Below are 16,625 nucleotides of genomic sequence, written 5' to 3' on the forward strand. Positions count from 1 at the left end.
ACAGCCGCCACGAGGCATCATTTTATCCGTTCGATCAAGGCCATGGCCGCATGCGGATTATGCGCCTTATAGCCGCTGATGACATAGAGATAGACATCGCGGGCGATATAATCGGCAACGGGCGGCGTGACGGTCTTCAACCCTTCGGCAAGCTCTCCGGCGGCAACTGCCTTTGCGCGCGCCGCCCACTGATCGAGTTCGTCCTTGCCATAACCGCCCGACTCGCTTTCCTTCGTCCCCATGATGCGGAAATAGGCGAAAGGCGCCGTCATATCGGCAAATTGGGGAAAGTCGCTGTCGCCCGCAATCACCACTGCCACACCATATTCGCGCAGCAGCGCAATGAACTCCGGCGAGTTGAAACTATCGTGGCGCACTTCCACCGCGTGACGCACATCGCGCCCGTCGACCCGCTTGGGCAGAAGCTTCAAGAACGCCTCGAAATCCACGGGATCGAACTTCTTCGTTCCCATGAACTGCCAGTTGACCACGCCGAGCTTGTCTTTCAGCTCCATCATGCCGCCGGTCATGAACTTCTCGATGCTTTCGCCCGCTTCGGCCAGCACGCGGCGATTGGTGGAAAAACGCGGCGCTTTCAGCGAAAACACGAAACCGTCCGGTGTTTCATCGTGCCATTTGGCGAAGGTCGCAGGTTTCTGCGGACCGTAATAGGTGCTGTTGATTTCGATGGAAGTGAGCTTGCTCGACGCATATTCGAGCTGGCGCTTCTTCGGAAGTTTCTCGGGATAGAAGCTCTCATCCCACGGTTCATAGGCCCAGCCGCCAATGCCGATGCGGATCTCGCCCGTCTTTTCCTTGGCCATTGCCTTTCCTCCATACCGGTGCATCATGAGTTCATACTGTTTGGTCATGATGTTTAATCTGTATTCGCACCGCTGGCTATGTTCATATCAGCGTGCTTGACTGGGAGGAAAAGCAGACGGCTGAGGGTAAAACCCGGCCGCGAGACCAAGGCCCGGTGCACCTGTCGGCCATTTGGGTGCGTCTGACCATGAGTTCCCGTTCCCCCAAACACATGAATTGTCCGGAATTTCGGGACGATCTTTTTGAAAAGAGGCGGAAAAACCGCCCTTGCAAGGCAAGCCGGAATGGCGAGCCAGACATGGTGAGATTGAGGAAATGCATACAATGACGAGCAAACCCAATGCCCGTACCGGAGGCCAGATTTTGGTGGATGCGCTGCGCATCCACGGGGCCGACCGCGTCTTCTGCGTACCCGGCGAGAGCTATCTCGCTGCGCTTGACGCCCTTCACGATGCCAGCGATGCGATCGACCTGATCGTCTGCCGGCAGGAAGGCGGCGCGGCCTATATGGCGGAAGCCTATGGCAAGCTGACCGGCAAGCCCGGCATCTGCTTCGTCACCCGCGGCCCGGGCGCGACCAACGCCTCCGTCGGCGTGCACACCGCTTTTCAAGACTCGACGCCGATGCTGCTCTTCATCGGACAGGTCGCCAGCGATCAGGTCGAGCGCGAGGCCTTCCAGGAAATCGATTATCGCCGCATGTTCGGCCAGATGGCCAAATGGGTCGTCCAGATCGACGATGCGGCCCGCATACCGGAACTCGTCAGCCAGGCCTTTCACCGCGCCGTCAACGGACGTCCCGGCCCGGTCGTGATCGCGCTGCCGGAAGACATGCTGACATCCTATGCCGCCGTCAGCGACACACCGGCCTATAAGCAGGTTCAGATGCATCCGGGCGCGGACCAATTGCAGGACATGCAAGCGCTGCTTGCAAAGGCCGAACGGCCGCTCGTGATCGTCGGCGGTGGCGGCTGGAATGACGATGCCGTCAGCGACCTGCGCAAATTTGCAGAAAACATGCACCTGCCGGTCGCTGCTTCCTTCCGCTGTCAGGATATGTTCGACAACACTCACCCGCTTTATGCTGGCGAAATGGGCACCTCGATCAGCCCGGGGCTGGCGCAGCGCGTGCGCGATGCCGACCTGCTGATCGTGATCGGCGCACGCCTTGGCGAAATGACGACGCAGGGCTATGAACTCGTCTCCATTCCGGTGCCGCAGCAGAAGCTTGTCCATATCCATCCGGGCGCTGAGGAACTGGGCCGCGTCTATCATGCGGACGTTCCGGTCAATGCTTCCATGCCTGCCTTCTGTGCGGCAGCGGCCAGGCTTGCGCCGGTCGCCGACCCTCGCTGGAAGGCGTGGACCGACAGCGCCAATGCCGATTATCGCGACAACATCAAGTCGCCGGTCATCCCCGGTGAAGTTCAGATGGGCGAAGTGATGGAATGGCTGCGTGCGCATCTGCCAGCCGACGCCATCATCACCAACGGCGCGGGCAACTATTCCGCCTGGCCGCATCGCTTCTACCAGTACCGCACCTATCGCAGCCAGCTTGCGCCCACCAACGGCTCGATGGGTTATGGCGTACCGGCTGCGGTTGCCGCCAAGCTTACCGCGCCGGAACGTACCGTCATTGCCTTTGCAGGCGACGGCTGTTTCCTCATGAACGGACAGGAGCTGGCTACGGCGGCGCAATATGGCGCCAACGCCATCTTCATCGTCGTGAACAACGGCATGTACGGCACGATCCGCATGCATCAGGAGCGCACCTATCCGGGCCGCGTTTCGGGCACCGGCCTTGCCAATCCCGACTTCGCGGCATTGGCGCGCGCCTATGGCCTGCATGGTGAAGTGGTGGAGAAGACGGCGGATTTCGCCCCCGCCTTCGAGGCTTGCGAAAAGTCCGGCAAACCCGGCCTCATCGAAATCCGCATCGATCCCGAAGCGCTTTCCCCGAAGATGAGCCTCAGCCAGATGCGCGAACAGGGTTTTGCGAAGCAGAAGTAAAAACAAGAGAGCCCCGGTTTTCCGGGGCTCTCTCATCCGCTTTATCTGGCTTTACTTTACAGGCGGCGCATACATCAGCCCGCCCTTGTTCCACAATGCATTGAGGCCGCGGTCGATCTTGAGCAGGCTGCCCTTGCCGATGGTGCGTTCAAACATTTCACCATAATTGCCGATCGTGGAGACGACATTATAGGCCCATTTCGGCTCGAGGCCGAGCTGCTGGCCGCCATCGCCTTCCGAGCCGAGGAAACGGCGCACATCCGGCTTCTTTGAGTTGAGGTCCGCTTCAGCCGAGGCTTGCGTGACGCCCAGTTCCTCTGCCTCAAGCAGCGCGAACAGGGTCCAGCGGACGACGTTGAACCATTTGTCGTCGCCCTGTCGGACGGCAGGTCCAAGGGGCTCCTTGGAAATCACTTCCGGCAGAACGGTGAAGGCGTCTGGTTCGGCAAGCTTGAGGCGCTGAGCGTAGAGCGCGGATGCGTCGGTCGTGTAGACATCGCAGCGGCCCGTTTCGAACGCCTTCAGAATACCGTCGGCGGAATCGATCACCACCGGCTCATACTTGATATTGTTGGCGCTGAAATAATCGGCGGCGTTCTGTTCGGTCGTGGTGCCCTGTTCGGTGCAGACCGACGCGCCGTCGAGCTTCAGCGCGCTGTCGACGCCAAGGTCCTTGCGGATCAGGAAGCCCTGCCCGTCATAATAGGCCGTGCCGACAAAAAGAATGCCCATGCCCGCATCGCGTGAGAGCGTCCATGTCGTCTGGCGTGAAAGCAGATCGACCGTGCCGGATTGCAAGGCGGTAAAGCGTTCCTTGGTCGAAAGCGGAATGAAGCTCACCTTGTCGGGATCACCGAAGACCGCTGCCGAAACCGCGCGGCAGAAATCGATGTCGAAGCCGGTCCATTTGCCCTGATCGTCCGGCGATGAAAAGCCGGCGACGCCCTGGCTGACGCCGCAATTGAGCTTGCCGCGTTCCTTGACCGTCGAAAGCGTGTCCGCCTGCGCCCCACCTTGAGCGGACAGGGCAAAGCCCGCCGCCAGCAACGAACCCAAAAGAATATTTTTCATTGTTCCTCCTCCCAGAATATCGGCCCTAGCCTCGGAATTTGAGCAAAGCCGATCCATTGCCCGGCGACATTCCCGCCGGGCTTGTTGTTATTTCGATCAGACACGAACCAGGGTCAGGCCCTATTTCAGCGCAGTCGCGAAACTGTCCTCCAGAACGTTCAGGAGATGATCCGCATTGGCGCGGCTGAAGATCATCGGCGGACGCATTTTCAGCACATTGTCGAACGGGCCTTCGGTTCCCATCAGGATGCCGCGTTCGCGCGCGCCGTCGTTGATCTTTTTGGCCAGCGCGGTTGCCGGTTGCCTGGTCTTGCGATCCGTGACCAGTTCGATGCCGAGGAACAGCCCCTGCCCGCGCACATCGCCGATAATGTCGAAGCGCTTCTGCATTGCGCGGAACCCGTCGAGGAGATAGTTGCCTGTCTCCAGCGCATTACGGCGCAGGCCGTCGCGTTCGATCACATCCAGCACCGCCAGACCCGCTGCGCAGGAAACCGGATTGCCGCCAAACGTGTTGAAATATTCCATGCCATTGTTGAAGCTGTCGGCGACTTCGCGGGTCGTGACCACAGCCGACATCGGGTGGCCATTGCCGATGGGCTTGCCCATGGTGACGATATCCGGCACCACGTCCTGCATTTCAAACGCCCACCAGTGGCTGCCGACACGGCCGAAGCCGACCTGCACCTCATCTGCAATGCAGACGCCGCCAGCAGCGCGCACCATCGCATAGACTTCACGCAGATAGCCTTCTGGCAGGAAGACCTGACCGGCCACGCTGGGGATCGATTCCGCAATGAAAAAGGCGGGGCCGCGTCCAGATTTCTTGATGGCCTCGATCTGTTCGGCCACGCTTTCGGCAAAGCGCTTGCCATGTTCTGCCAGCGACCAGTTTTCCGGTGCGCGATAGCTGTCGGGAATGGTGGCCTCGAACACATGGTCCGGACGGCCCTTGCCGCCCTTGCGCTTATATTTATAGGGGCTGAGATCGATCAGTTCCTGCGTCGTGCCGTGATAGGCCCAGTCGAGCACCAGCGCATCGCGCTGGCCCGAATGCGCGCTCGCCATGCGCAGCGCCAGACTGTTCGCCTCGCTGCCCGAACAGGCAAATGACGCCACCGTCAAACCTTCCGGCAAGGTTGCCGTCAGCCGCTCGGCATAGGAAACGATATTGTCATGCAGATAGCGCGTATTGGTGTTGAGGATCGCCGCCTGTCTGGCAATTGCCTCCACCACTTCCGGGTGCGCATGGCCGAGATGGCAGACATTGTTGAAGCAGTCGAGATAGGCGCGGCCCCGATTGTCGATCAGCCATGCGCCTTCGCCGCGCACGAACTTGATCGGCTCGGTATAGGAGATGGAGAGGTTCGGCAGCAGGATATCCTTGCGCGCGCTGACGATTTCGGCGCGCGTACGCCCGCTCTGGTGGAAAGCTTCCGCCGGAATGTCTGCAAGGGCTGCTGCATCCGGGAAGATGTCGGCCCATACATCGAGAAAGGCATTTTCGCCCACGCCCAGAATTTCCGCAGCCGTCAGGCCGGTATCGGTCGAAATCTGGAAATGGAGATGCGGCGTCCAGCCGCCATTCTCGTGCATGTCGCCCATATAGCCGACCAGTTCGCCAGCGGCGAGCTTCTGGCCGGGTTTCAGCCGCGACATCGCCTCATGCGCCATATGGCCCCAGAGCGTGATGAAGGGCGGGCAGTCCTCCGGCTGGTGTTCCAGCGCGATCAACCCGCCATAGCCAAGCGGCGCGGTCTCGATCTCAACGCTTTTCACGATGGCTGCAAGCGGCGTGTAGACAGGCGTGCCTGCGGGCATGAACAGATCAAGCCCCAGATGATGGACACGCCGCTCGCCTTCGACAAAGCGCGAACGGAACGCCTCGTCGGTATAAACGGTACGCCTTTCGCCCCATGGCCCGATGCCGAGTTCGATACGGTTGCGGGCGCAGAAATCATCCCACCAGGCTGTTGCTTCCTTCGGGCGCTGCCCGGCGGAATCGACCGTCATCACATGGGCCGGGTCGCCATAAGGCACCAGCGCCTTGGTCATCGTGGCAGGATGCGGGCGCACGACAGGCGCGAAAGCCTTGCTGTTCGCGGCGATCCAGCGGCGCACCGCACCGGCACCCTCCACTGCATCGAAACCACAGGCTTTCCGCAGGATCGCGGTGGCAAAGCGCGGGTTCATGGCGTCCAGCTTGTGCAGAAGCCGCCATGCAGGTGCTTCGCTGATCGCCAGATAAGGATTGTCATCGGTCTTTTCGCGGCGCGACGCCGACAGCGTGACACTCGTCACGAGACGCATCGCGATCAGGTCGAACAGAAGATCGATTTCCTGCGGCAGGAGCGGATATTTCGCATGGAACCCGGCGGCAAGGGCAGCGGCTGCTCCGATCGGGTCGTCCATGTCCAGGATGGAATAGGCGCAGGCAATCGCCACTTCGGCGATCAGCACCGTATGGACGGAATCGCCGAAATCGATCAGCCCGGCAATGCGTTCATTCTCCTGGGTGTCGACCAGCACGTTCCAGTCATTGGCGTCGTTGTGGATCACCTGCGCGCGCAGCAATGGCAGCTTCGGCGCCACATCGCGCTCGAAACGGGCAAGGAAGCGCTCCGCGACAGCGCGGTCTTCCGCCTTGTCGATAAAATGCAGCCGGTCGCGCGCCCGCCCCGCATGACGCAGGTCCCAGTCGAAATCGCGAAGCGCGCCCGGATGGATGAAGCCCTGCAAGGCGCGATCAAGTTCGCCGAGCGCTGCGCCAAGGTTGTGCATGAGCATTCTGGTGCGCAGGACTTCCGCAAGCGGCGTGCCGGGAAGCCAGCTCGCCACCCGCAGCGCATGCGGCTTGCCCTGATCCTTTTCGACAGAAGCCAGCACCTCGCCCGACAGGCTCGCCTTCAAGCGCGGCACGGCAAGCGCCGGATCGGCCTTGGCCAGATGCTGGAGAAGCGCGGTCTGGAATTCGCTTTCCACGGGCGGTTCGCTGGCATTGACGATCTTCAATATCCAGTCCCCTGACCCATTGCCCGTTTTCAGGCGGAAATTGCGGTCGCGCTCGCTGTCGAGCGGCGAAGCACTCGCCGTCACGCCGAAATGAAGCTGGGCCAGCACTTCGGCCTCTTCTGGCGAGAAATCGGGAGCGGGATGCGAAATATCGGTCATGGGAAGCGCTTCACGGGTTGAATATGAATGGGAGGCAACAGGAGGAGCTTGGCATGTCCGCGATTTTCAGGCATCAGACAAGGCGTCGGTCAGACCGGCACTTTGCCGGAATAGACCGGCACATTTACGGCGGGAGCACATCCGACCATGCGGGAACTGGATGCGAAGGATCGTGAGATACTGGCCATTCTCTCCAAGGAGGCGCGCATACCGTTGAAGACGCTTGCGGGCCGTATCGGGCTTTCGCGCAGCGCCACCGGCGAACGTGTCGCCAATCTGGAGAAAAGCGGCGTCATTCGCGGCTATCGGGCAGATATTGGCCAGATCGACGGCAATATCATCCGCGCCATAATTCTGGTCAGCCTCAAGCGCACCCCGGCGCTTGGCCTTCTCGACGAGTTGGCGCGCCATGCCGAAGTACGCCGCGTATCGTCGGTAAGCGGCCAGCTCGATTTGATCGTGGAGGTTGAAGTTCCCTCCATAGACCGCCTCAATCGCCTGCGCGATCTCATCGCCACCCACGAGACGGTAGAGGATCTCACTACGGCAATCGTGCTTCGCCGGGATATCGAGCGTGAGAACGGCTGAAGAACGGCTCTACCACTTTAGTCTGGATAGTTGCAATTTAAGGTAGACATTCCACCGCAAGTCGAACATAACGCCCCTGGGTTGAAAGGGAGGGGTCATGAGAACACTTAATCTGTTCATTATCGGGTTCGGTTTTACCGCACTCGTCATTACATGCATCGTCGCCATCGGCGGCGGCACGATCTGAACGGCAATCACACCATATCATGCCCGCAGCAGGGGTTCCCCAAGGAAGATTGCTGACGACTCGCGCACGGCGCGGATCATGAAATCGCTCAACACCCGGATTCGCGGTGCGGCGACCACATCGATGTGACAGCTCATCCAGTATTCACGCACCAGATGCATCTCGCGCGGCAGAACCGGAACCAGTTCCGGGTGCCGGCTCGCGATGAAATAAGGCAGCACGCACAGGCCATAGCCGATCTGGGTGGCGATTAGCTGCGCATGGATGCTCGAGCTTTGATAGGTACAGCGCTGCCCCGGCAGGATCTCGCGCATGTAATCGAGGCCGGGCGTGAAAACCATATCGTCGATGTAACCGATGAAAGGATGCCGGGCCATGTCCTCGCGCGTCCTGATCGGCGGATGCCGGTCCAGATAATCGCGATGCCCATAGATGAAGAGACGATAGGGCGTCAGTTTCTCGCTGTGATAGGGACCGGTGCGCGGCATATGCAGCGTGATCGACAATTCCGCCTCGCGGCGTGACAGCGACATGATCTGCTGGATCGTCACCACTTCCACGAACAGGCTCGGATAGGATTGCGCCAGCACCGGCAGGCGGTCGGCAAGAAAGAAATTGCCAAAGCCTTCCAGCGTCGAAAGCCGCACGACGCCCGACAGCGCCGCCAGATTGCCCGTGGCCTCCGTCTGGAACTTCACCGCCTCGCGTTCCATGACCTCGGCAGAGGTCACCAGCCGTTCACCGATGGGCGTCAGCAGATAGCCGCGCGGGTTCCGCTCGAAAAGCTTGGTCGCCAGGGCCTGTTCCAGCCGGTCGATCCGCCGCAGCACCGTGACATGGCTGGTGCGCAATTGCCGCGCCGCCGTCGAAAGCTGTCCCGTGCGGGCAACCGCCAGAAAATATTGCAGATCGTCCCATGTAAACTGCCGCACGCCGCCTCCCAGACAGCAGAGATGACCCGCGCCACCGCCTCTGTACATTTTTGAACAGACAATGTTCAAAAATTGTTGTTCTTGTACGCATTTGTCAATGCTACCGTTCAATTCAAAGCCCGGGTGGAGGAACAAACCGGGCGCGGGCAGAGGGCGAACGGCGAAGAGGAAAAGCTGTTTCCCGATTTCGAAAGACTGCTTGAAGGAGGATGCCGTGCGGTTTTTCCGCAATGGCTCAAGGTGTTATTGGGAGGAGCACTTCATGAAATGTCTCGCATTGGCAACGGCGGCGCTTTTCGCCGCCACGGCTATCTCGTCGGCGGCGGAAATTTCCGACGGCAAGGTCAAGATCGGTATTCTGAACGACCAGTCCGGCGTCTATGCCGATTTCGGCGGCAAATGGTCGTTCGAAGCTGCCAAGATGGCTGCCGAGGATTTCGGCGGCAAGGTGCTCGATGCGCCGATTGAAATCATCACGGCCGACCACCAGAACAAGCCGGACGTGGCCTCGAACATTGCGCGCCAGTGGTACGACACCGAGCAGGTCGATTCCATCATGGAACTGACGACCTCATCGGTCGGCCTCGCGGTGCAGGCCCTGTCGAAGGACAAGAAAAAGATCACGATCAACACCGGCGCGGCCACGTCGGAACTGACCGGCAAGCAGTGCACGCCCTATGGTTTCCACTGGGCCTATGACACCCATGCGCTCGCCGTCGGCACCGGCGGCTCGCTCGTGCAGCAGGGCGGCGACACCTGGTACTTCCTCACCGCCGACTATGCTTTCGGCTATTCGCTGGAAGAGCAGACGACCAAGTTCGTGGAATCCAAGGGCGGCAAGGTGCTGGGTTCGGTGCGCCACCCGCTGGCGACCACCGATTATTCCTCCTTCCTGCTGCAGGCACAGGCCTCCGGCGCGAAAGTGGTCGGTCTTGCCAATGCCGGTCTCGACACCTCCAACGCCATCAAGCAGGCGGCGGAATTCGGCATCGTTGCTGGCGGACAGCGCCTCGCAGCCCTGCTCTTCACGCTCGCCGAAGTGCATGGCCTCGGCCTCGAAGCCGCACAGGGGCTGACGCTGACGGAAGGCTTCTACTGGGACCGCGACGATGAATCGCGTGAATTCGGCAAGCGCTTCTTCGAGCGCACGGGCCGCATGCCGAACATGATTCAGGCAGGCACCTATTCCGCCGTCACGCAATATCTGAAGGCGATCAAGGAAGCAGGCACCGACGAAACCGAAGCCGTTGCCAAGAAGCTGCATGAAATGCCGGTCGAAGACGTCTTCGCCCGCCACGGCAAGGTCGGCCCCAACGGACGCATGATCTACGACATGTATCTGATGGAAGTGAAAAAGCCTGATGAAAGCAAGGCGCCTTGGGATTATTATAAGGTCCTTGCCACCATTCCCGGCGATCAGGCCTACATGAAGCCGGAAGAAAGCGGCTGCCCGCTTGTGAAGCAGTAAAAGAGGCTGGTTGAATGAACGCAGCAACTGGCAATATGACGGCCCTGCATGAAGCAGGGCCGGACGATGGCGGCTCATCCGGCGGCCGGACGGTTCTGTCGGCGCGCGGACTGGGCAAGTCGTTTGGCGGCTTTCACGCGGTGAGGAACGTCGATCTCGATGTGGAACATGCCCGCGTCCACGCGCTGATCGGGCCGAATGGCGCGGGCAAGACGACGGTGTTCAACCTCCTGACCAAATTCCTGCAGCCATCGAGCGGCGAGATCACGCTACTGGGCGAAACCATCACCAGAGCCGATCCGGCCAGGGTGGCGCGCATGGGGCTGGTGCGTTCGTTCCAGATTTCGGCAACCTTTCCGCATCTGACGGTGCTGGAAAACGTCAAGGTCGCGCTGCAGCGCCCCAACGGGCTTGCCACGCAGTTCTGGCGTCCGCTGTCGGCGCTCGACCGGCTCGACGCGCAGGCGATTTCGCTTCTGGAGCGCGTCGGCCTTGCCGATGCCCGCCATGCGCTGGCCGCCGATCTGTCCTATGGCCGCAAGCGCGCGCTGGAGATCGCCACCACGCTGGCGCTCGATCCCAAGGTGCTGCTGCTCGATGAGCCGATGGCCGGCATGGGCCATGAGGACGTCCATACCATCGCCGCCCTCATCGCCGATGTGGCGAAGGACCGCGCGGTGCTGATGGTCGAACACAATCTCAAGGTGGTGGCCGACATTGCCCACCACGTCACGGTGCTGCAACGCGGCGAAATACTTGCCTCCGGCAATTACGCCGCCGTCTCGAAGGACGAGCGCGTGCGCACCGCCTATATGGGAACCGAACATGAATAGAGGCCAACCGCTATTGTCCGTGCGCGGGCTCAATGCCTGGTATGGCGAAAGCCATGCCCTGCACGGCGTCGACCTCGACATCTGGCCCGGCGAGACGATCACGCTTCTGGGCCGTAACGGCGTCGGCAAGACGACGACGTTGCGCGCCATCATGGGCATCATCCGCAAGCGCACCGGCACCATCACGCTCGACGGCAAGGACATCGTGCGCGTGCCGTTGCACCGCATCGCCTATGCGGGTCTGGGCTTTGTTCCGGAAGAACGCGGCATCTTCGCCACCTTGAACGTGCACGAAAACCTGCTTTTGCCGCCGGTCGTCTCCAGGGACGGCCAGAGCGCCATGTCGCTCGATGAGATCTACGAACTCTTTCCCAACCTGCATGAGCGCCGCAACAGCCCCGGCACAAAGCTGTCGGGCGGTGAGCAGCAGATGCTGGCGATTGCGCGCATCCTGCGCACCGGCGTCAAGGTGCTGCTCCTCGACGAGCCGACCGAGGGGCTTGCGCCCGTCATCGTGCAGCGCATCGGCGATGTGCTGGTGGAACTGAAGAAACGCGGCATGACCGTGCTTCTGGTCGAGCAGAACTTCCGCTTTGCCGCCAAGGTCGCCGACCGCTTCTACCTCATGGATCATGGCGTGGTGACGGACAACTTCCCCACCGCCGAACTGCCCGCCCGCATGGCAGAACTCACGCATGCATTGGGGGTCTGAATGACAATGATTTTTGGAATACCCTTGCAGGCACTTCTCGGGCAGCTGCTGGTCGGCCTCATCAACGGCTCCTTCTATGCGATGCTGAGCCTCGGCCTTGCCATCATCTTCGGCCTCCTGCGCATCATCAACTTCGCCCATGGCGCGCAATATATGCTGGGGGCCTTTGTCGGCTATCTGCTGTTGAGCTGGCTCGGCATCGGCTACTGGCCGGCGCTGATCCTCGCCCCGCTCATCGTCGGGCTGGGCGGCGCGATCGTGGAGCGCGTGGCGCTGTCGCGGCTCTATAATCTCGACCCGCTCTATGGCCTGCTCTTCACCTTCGGCCTGGCGCTCGTCATCGAAGGCACGTTCCGCTATTATTATGGCGCGGCAGGCCAGCCCTATGCGGTGCCGCCGTCGCTTGCGGGCGGACATAATCTGGGCTTCATGTTCCTGCCGAACTATCGCGCCTGGGTGGTCGTCGCCTCGCTCATCGTCTGTCTTGGCACATGGCTCCTGATCGAAAAGACCAAGCTCGGCGCCTATCTGCGCGCCGCGACGGAAAACCCGACGCTGGTGAAGGCCTTCGGCATCAATGTTCCGCTGCTTCTGACTTTCACCTATGCGCTCGGTGCCGCCCTTGCCGGTCTTGCAGGCATCATGGCCGCGCCGATCTATCAGGTCAGCCCGCTGATGGGCTCCAACATCATCATCGTGGTCTTTGCCGTGGTGGTGGTCGGCGGCATGGGGTCGATCCTCGGCGCCATCATCACCGGCTATGTGCTGGGGCTGGCGGAAGGTCTTACCAAGGTCTTCTATCCCGAAGCTTCCAGCATCGTCATCTTCGTCATCATGGCTATCGTTCTTCTGGTGCGCCCCGCCGGACTGTTCGGGAAGGAGGCCTGACATGGCTGATACCGCTCTCAAGGCAAATACGGCCTCGCGCGACAGCAAGGCGCCTGCCGTCAACAGCCTCTCGGCCGTCATCCTCGGCATTGCCCTTGTCGGGCTGCTGGCCGCACCCTTCATGGTGTATCCGATCTTCCTGATGAAGATGCTGTGCTTCGCGCTGTTCGCCTCCGCCTTCAATCTTCTTCTCGGCTATACCGGCATCCTGTCCTTCGGCCATGCCGCCTTCTTCGGCGGCGCGGCCTATATCACCGCCCATACGGTCAAGGTCTGGGGCGTCACGCCGGAGCTTGGCCTCGTGCTCGGCGTCCTTGCCGCCGCAGCCCTCGGCCTCGTCATCGGCTATCTCGCCATTCGCCGTCAGGGCATCTATTCGACGATGATCACGCTGGCGCTGGCGCAGATGTTCTTCTTCTTCTGCCTGCAAGCATCCTTCACCCATGGCGAGGACGGATTGCAGGGCGTGCCGCGCGGCTATCTCTTCGGCATCATCGACCTCAACCACCCGATGATCATGTATTATTTTGTGCTGGCGGTGTTCGTGCTGGGCGTGTTCGTCATCTGGCGCATCATCAACTCGCCCTTCGGCATGATCCTGAAATCCGTGCGCGAAAACGAAAACCGCGCCATCTCGCTGGGCTATTCCGTCAACCGCTACAAGCTTGCAGCCTTCGTCATGTCGGCAGCGCTTGCGGGTCTTGCCGGCGGCCTGAAGGCGCTCGTCTTCCAGTTTGCAACGCTGACCGATGTCGGCTGGCAGATGTCGGGCGAAGTGATCCTGATGACGCTTCTGGGCGGCATTGGCACGCTCATCGGCCCCATCGTCGGCGCCGCCTTCGTCGTCGCCCTCCAGAACTATCTCGCAACATCCGACTTCCCCGTCACGATCGTAACCGGCGTCATCTTCATGGCATGCGTCCTCCTCTTCCGGAAGGGAATCATAGGCGAGTTCTACGCATCGCGCCTGGGAAAGAGGCTTTTCGGATAACCGACACTGCGGGGCCGCCCGCGCGTCCGGCGGCCCCCACCTTTTACTGGATATGAGATCATGACCGACACCTACGATTACATCGTGGTTGGCGCGGGCACGGCAGGTTGCGCCCTCGCGAACCGGCTCTCCGCAGACCAGAACCGTTCCGTGCTGCTGCTTGAGGCGGGCGGAAAGGACAATTATGCCTGGATTCACATCCCCGTCGGCTATCTCTATTGCATCGGCAATCCGCGCACCGACTGGTGCTTCACCACGGAAGCCGAAGCGGGACTGAACGGCCGTTCGCTCGGCTATCCGCGCGGCAAGGTGCTGGGCGGCTGCTCGTCCATCAACGGCATGATCTATATGCGCGGCCAGGCCCGCGATTACGACCTTTGGCGTCAGGCCGGATGCGACGGCTGGGGCTGGGACGATGTCCTGCCGCTCTTCAGGAAATCGGAAGACTATTTTGCCGGTGCAAGCGACCTGCATGGCGCGGGCGGCGAATGGCGTGTCGAGAGCGCCCGCCTGCACTGGGATATCCTCGATGCCTTCCGCGACGCGGCAGTCTCTGCGGGCATCCCCGCCACCGACGATTTCAATCGCGGAGACAATGAAGGCGTCTCCTATTTCAAGGTCAACCAGAAGCGCGGCATCCGCTGGAACACCGCCAAGGCCTTTCTGCGCCCGGCGCTGGGTCGCAAGAACCTGACCGTTGAAACCGGCGCGCATGTCCGCCGCATCGAGATCGAGGACTTGCGCGCCACCGGCGTCACCTTCGACCAGAACGGCACGACCCGGACAGTGAAGGCACGGCGCGAAGTCATTCTCGCCGCCGGTGCGGTCGGTTCGCCGCAAATCCTTGAATTGTCGGGCATCGGGCGCGGTGATGTGCTGCAGCAGGCAGGCATCCCGGTCAAGCTGGAGCGCAGGCAGCTCGGCGAAAACCTGCAGGATCACCTGCAATTGCGCTGCGCCTACAAGGTCACCGGCATCCCGACGCTGAACGAGAAGGCAAGCAAGCTGGTTGGCAAGGCCATGATCGGGCTTGAATATTTCCTGCGCCGCTCCGGCCCCATGTCCATGGCTCCAAGCCAGCTTGGTGTATTCACCCGCTCCGACCCGTCCTACGAAACCGCCAATCTGCAATATCACGTGCAGCCGCTCAGCCTCGAAAAATTCGGCGAGGCCGTGCACCCCTTCCCCGCCTTTACGGCAAGCGTGTGCAATCTGCGCCCCGACAGCCGCGGCTCGATCCACATAAAGTCGCCGGACCACCGGACACAACCGGCGATCAGGCCGAATTATCTCGCCACCGAGAGCGACCGCCGTGTCGCCGCCGACGCCATCCGCCTCACCCGCCATATCGTGGCGCAGCCGCCCTTGCAGAAATTCCATCCTGAGGAATTCAAGCCCGGCCCTGCCTACGAAACGCAGGAACAGCTGGAAAAGGCGGCGGGCGATATCGGCACGACGATCTTCCACCCCGTCGGCACCTGCCGCATGGGGCAGGACGCGGAAGCAATCGTCGATCCGCGCCTGCGCTTCAACGGCATTGCGGGCCTGCGCGTTGCCGACGCTTCGGTCATGCCGACCATCACGTCCGGCAACACCAACTCGCCCACTCTCATGATCGCCGAGAAGGCCGCGCAGATGATTATTGCTGACAATGGATAAGCAAGCCGGAAGAGCGGAAATGGCAATCCGCTCACCGTCTCGTGAACGCAATTTCGGCATTATCGCCTCGGCGAATTCTGAAATAATTTTCCTTGTTTATTGCCCGACAAAAGGGAATTATCGGCAACAAGGTGGGCAGGGGGAGAAAGATCATCTCAAAAGATCGCTTTCCGGGACCGGCTCTCCAAAGTCTTTGAACAAGGAAAACAAAATGTCGTCAGTCCTTTCCCGCTATACACTGACCCGCCGCGCCGGTCTGAAAGCCCTTCTCTTCACCGCAGCCGCACTGACCGTCGGCTTCGCGTCGGCCCCGAGCCACGCGGAAGACAAGACCATCAAGGTCGGCATCATGGGCGGTGAAGACGAAGACGTCTGGAAAGTCGTCGCCGAAGAAGGCAAGAAGCACGGCCTCAACATCGAGCGCGTGACCTTCAACGACTACAACCAGCCGAACGAAGCTCTGGAACGCAAGGAAATCGACGCCAACGCCTTCCAGCACAAGCCTTATCTGGACGAGCAGATCAAGCAGCACGGCTACAAGATTTCCGTTGCCGGCTATACCGCCGTCTGGCCGATCGGCATCTATTCCCGCAAGCACAAGAGCCTTGATGATCTGAAGGAAGGCGCTGTCGTCGGCGTGCCGAACGATCCGTCGAACGAAGGCCGCGCGCTGCGCGTGCTGGAAGAAAAGGGCCTCATCAAGCTGAAGCCGGATGCAGGCATTCTGGCAACCCCGATCGATATCGTCGAAAACCCGAAGAAGCTTGAGATCAAGGAACTCGACGCCGGTGTCGTCGGCCGTTCCATCGACGACCTCGATGCAGCCATCGTGAACAACGACTGGGCCGCAAAGGCCGGCCTCAAGAAGGAAGAGGCAATCGGCTGGGAATCGAAGGAAAACAACCCGTACAACAACTTCATCGCGGTGCGCACCGAAGATGAAAACGCCGAATGGGTGAAGAACCTCGTGGCTTCGTTCCAGAACGACGCCGTGAAGGCCGAACTCGACCGCGCCTACAAGGGCACCGGCATCCCGGCCTGGAACTGATCATCCAGGAGTTGGAAAACCCGCGCCGGAACCGTTTCCGGCGCGGCTTTTGTTGACGTGCGGACAAAAATTGCCCTAAAGCATCGCCACAGCAAAAGCTGATGGCTTGAGCCAGGCATCATCCTTCCTTGAGTGTCTGAATCAAAAAGCGCCGGGCCGTGGCGAAAATGGTGGTTTTCGAAAACCGGAGCGGAGTGTACTTGAGAGTACATGAGCACCGGAAGCGCAGAAAGACGCCATTT

Annotated in this window: 13 protein-coding genes; 9 read left to right on the plus strand and 4 right to left on the minus strand. The window is 60.8% G+C overall.

Going from position 1 to position 16,625, the window contains the following annotated elements; all coding sequences use genetic code 11:
• Positions 1 to 17: 17 nt before the first annotated feature.
• Positions 18 to 824 (minus strand): DUF72 domain-containing protein, encoded by an 807-nt coding sequence (locus tag ABWW28_RS13190; RefSeq protein WP_152848536.1) that lies wholly within the window; start codon positions 822 to 824, stop codon positions 18 to 20.
• A 325-nt stretch (positions 825 to 1,149) separates the two neighbouring features.
• On the opposite strand from ABWW28_RS13190, the gene ABWW28_RS13195 reads away from it, so the two are divergent.
• On the plus strand, positions 1,150 to 2,835 hold the full coding sequence (locus ABWW28_RS13195) for a thiamine pyrophosphate-binding protein (RefSeq protein WP_176588196.1): 1,686 nt from the start codon (positions 1,150 to 1,152) through the stop codon (positions 2,833 to 2,835).
• A gap of 51 nt (positions 2,836 to 2,886) precedes the next feature.
• On the opposite strand, the gene ABWW28_RS13200 is transcribed toward ABWW28_RS13195, so the two are convergent.
• Complete coding sequence (locus tag ABWW28_RS13200; RefSeq protein WP_006467521.1) at positions 2,887 to 3,906, minus strand: amino acid ABC transporter substrate-binding protein; 1,020 nt, start codon at positions 3,904 to 3,906, stop codon at positions 2,887 to 2,889.
• Positions 3,907 to 4,026: 120 nt separating this feature from the next.
• Positions 4,027 to 7,077: an aminotransferase class III-fold pyridoxal phosphate-dependent enzyme gene (locus tag ABWW28_RS13205; RefSeq protein ID WP_112670403.1), complete on the minus strand. Its 3,051-nt coding sequence runs from the start codon at positions 7,075 to 7,077 to the stop codon at positions 4,027 to 4,029.
• A gap of 147 nt (positions 7,078 to 7,224) precedes the next feature.
• Here ABWW28_RS13205 and ABWW28_RS13210 point away from each other — a divergent pair, with 147 nt between their 5' ends.
• Complete coding sequence (locus ABWW28_RS13210) at positions 7,225 to 7,665, plus strand: Lrp/AsnC family transcriptional regulator (RefSeq protein ID WP_006472973.1); 441 nt, start codon at positions 7,225 to 7,227, stop codon at positions 7,663 to 7,665.
• A 204-nt stretch (positions 7,666 to 7,869) separates the two neighbouring features.
• On the opposite strand, the gene ABWW28_RS13215 is transcribed toward ABWW28_RS13210, so the two are convergent.
• Positions 7,870 to 8,784 (minus strand): LysR family transcriptional regulator, encoded by a 915-nt coding sequence (locus ABWW28_RS13215; protein ID WP_006472975.1) that lies wholly within the window; start codon positions 8,782 to 8,784, stop codon positions 7,870 to 7,872.
• 262 nt (positions 8,785 to 9,046) lie between these two features.
• Here ABWW28_RS13215 and ABWW28_RS13220 point away from each other — a divergent pair, with 262 nt between their 5' ends.
• The 7 genes from ABWW28_RS13220 to ABWW28_RS13250 all read left to right on the plus strand — a co-directional run bounded on the left by ABWW28_RS13220 (position 9,047) and on the right by ABWW28_RS13250 (position 16,383).
• On the plus strand, positions 9,047 to 10,252 hold the full coding sequence (locus ABWW28_RS13220) for an ABC transporter substrate-binding protein (protein WP_006472976.1): 1,206 nt from the start codon (positions 9,047 to 9,049) through the stop codon (positions 10,250 to 10,252).
• Between the two features lie 14 nt (positions 10,253 to 10,266).
• Entirely contained in the window at positions 10,267 to 11,085 is an 819-nt protein-coding gene (locus ABWW28_RS13225; RefSeq protein WP_006470028.1) for an ABC transporter ATP-binding protein, read from the plus strand.
• Positions 11,078 to 11,797 carry an ABC transporter ATP-binding protein gene (locus ABWW28_RS13230; protein ID WP_151659054.1) on the plus strand — a complete coding sequence of 240 codons (720 nt, stop codon included), beginning with the start codon at positions 11,078 to 11,080 and terminating at the stop codon, positions 11,795 to 11,797. Before ABWW28_RS13225 ends, ABWW28_RS13230 begins: the two co-directional genes overlap by 8 nt.
• Positions 11,798 to 12,685, plus strand: a complete 888-nt coding sequence (locus ABWW28_RS13235; RefSeq protein WP_006467529.1) for a branched-chain amino acid ABC transporter permease — start codon at positions 11,798 to 11,800, stop codon at positions 12,683 to 12,685. It begins immediately after the preceding gene.
• A gap of 1 nt (position 12,686) precedes the next feature.
• Positions 12,687 to 13,676: a branched-chain amino acid ABC transporter permease gene (locus ABWW28_RS13240; RefSeq protein ID WP_021587072.1), complete on the plus strand. Its 990-nt coding sequence runs from the start codon at positions 12,687 to 12,689 to the stop codon at positions 13,674 to 13,676.
• 60 nt (positions 13,677 to 13,736) lie between these two features.
• Complete coding sequence (locus tag ABWW28_RS13245; protein ID WP_021587073.1) at positions 13,737 to 15,335, plus strand: GMC family oxidoreductase; 1,599 nt, start codon at positions 13,737 to 13,739, stop codon at positions 15,333 to 15,335.
• A 211-nt stretch (positions 15,336 to 15,546) separates the two neighbouring features.
• Positions 15,547 to 16,383 carry a MetQ/NlpA family ABC transporter substrate-binding protein gene (locus ABWW28_RS13250; RefSeq protein WP_031346837.1) on the plus strand — a complete coding sequence of 279 codons (837 nt, stop codon included), beginning with the start codon at positions 15,547 to 15,549 and terminating at the stop codon, positions 16,381 to 16,383.
• Positions 16,384 to 16,625 lie beyond the last annotated feature (242 nt).

The sequence above is a fragment of the Brucella sp. NBRC 14130 genome (assembly GCF_040371715.1).
In the GTDB taxonomy this organism is placed as follows: Bacteria; Pseudomonadota; Alphaproteobacteria; order Rhizobiales; family Rhizobiaceae; genus Brucella; species Brucella intermedia.

Bases quoted from the DNA above. Each gene is read 5' to 3' on its own strand.
- ABWW28_RS13200 (WP_006467521.1), bottom strand. From the start codon at position 3,906: ATGAAAAATATTCTTTTGGGTTCGTTGCTGGCGGCGGGCTTTGCCCTG.
- ABWW28_RS13210 (WP_006472973.1), top strand. From the start codon at position 7,225: ATGCGGGAACTGGATGCGAAGGATCGTGAGATACTGGCCATTCTCTCC.
- ABWW28_RS13220 (WP_006472976.1), top strand. From the start codon at position 9,047: ATGAAATGTCTCGCATTGGCAACGGCGGCGCTTTTCGCCGCCACGGCT.
- ABWW28_RS13230 (WP_151659054.1), top strand. From the start codon at position 11,078: ATGAATAGAGGCCAACCGCTATTGTCCGTGCGCGGGCTCAATGCCTGG.
- ABWW28_RS13195 (WP_176588196.1), top strand. From the start codon at position 1,150: ATGACGAGCAAACCCAATGCCCGTACCGGAGGCCAGATTTTGGTGGAT.
- ABWW28_RS13205 (WP_112670403.1), bottom strand. From the start codon at position 7,077: ATGACCGATATTTCGCATCCCGCTCCCGATTTCTCGCCAGAAGAGGCC.
- ABWW28_RS13240 (WP_021587072.1), top strand. From the start codon at position 12,687: ATGGCTGATACCGCTCTCAAGGCAAATACGGCCTCGCGCGACAGCAAG.
- ABWW28_RS13225 (WP_006470028.1), top strand. From the start codon at position 10,267: ATGAACGCAGCAACTGGCAATATGACGGCCCTGCATGAAGCAGGGCCG.
- ABWW28_RS13245 (WP_021587073.1), top strand. From the start codon at position 13,737: ATGACCGACACCTACGATTACATCGTGGTTGGCGCGGGCACGGCAGGT.
- ABWW28_RS13190 (WP_152848536.1), bottom strand. From the start codon at position 824: ATGGCCAAGGAAAAGACGGGCGAGATCCGCATCGGCATTGGCGGCTGG.
- ABWW28_RS13235 (WP_006467529.1), top strand. From the start codon at position 11,798: ATGACAATGATTTTTGGAATACCCTTGCAGGCACTTCTCGGGCAGCTG.
- ABWW28_RS13250 (WP_031346837.1), top strand. From the start codon at position 15,547: ATGTCGTCAGTCCTTTCCCGCTATACACTGACCCGCCGCGCCGGTCTG.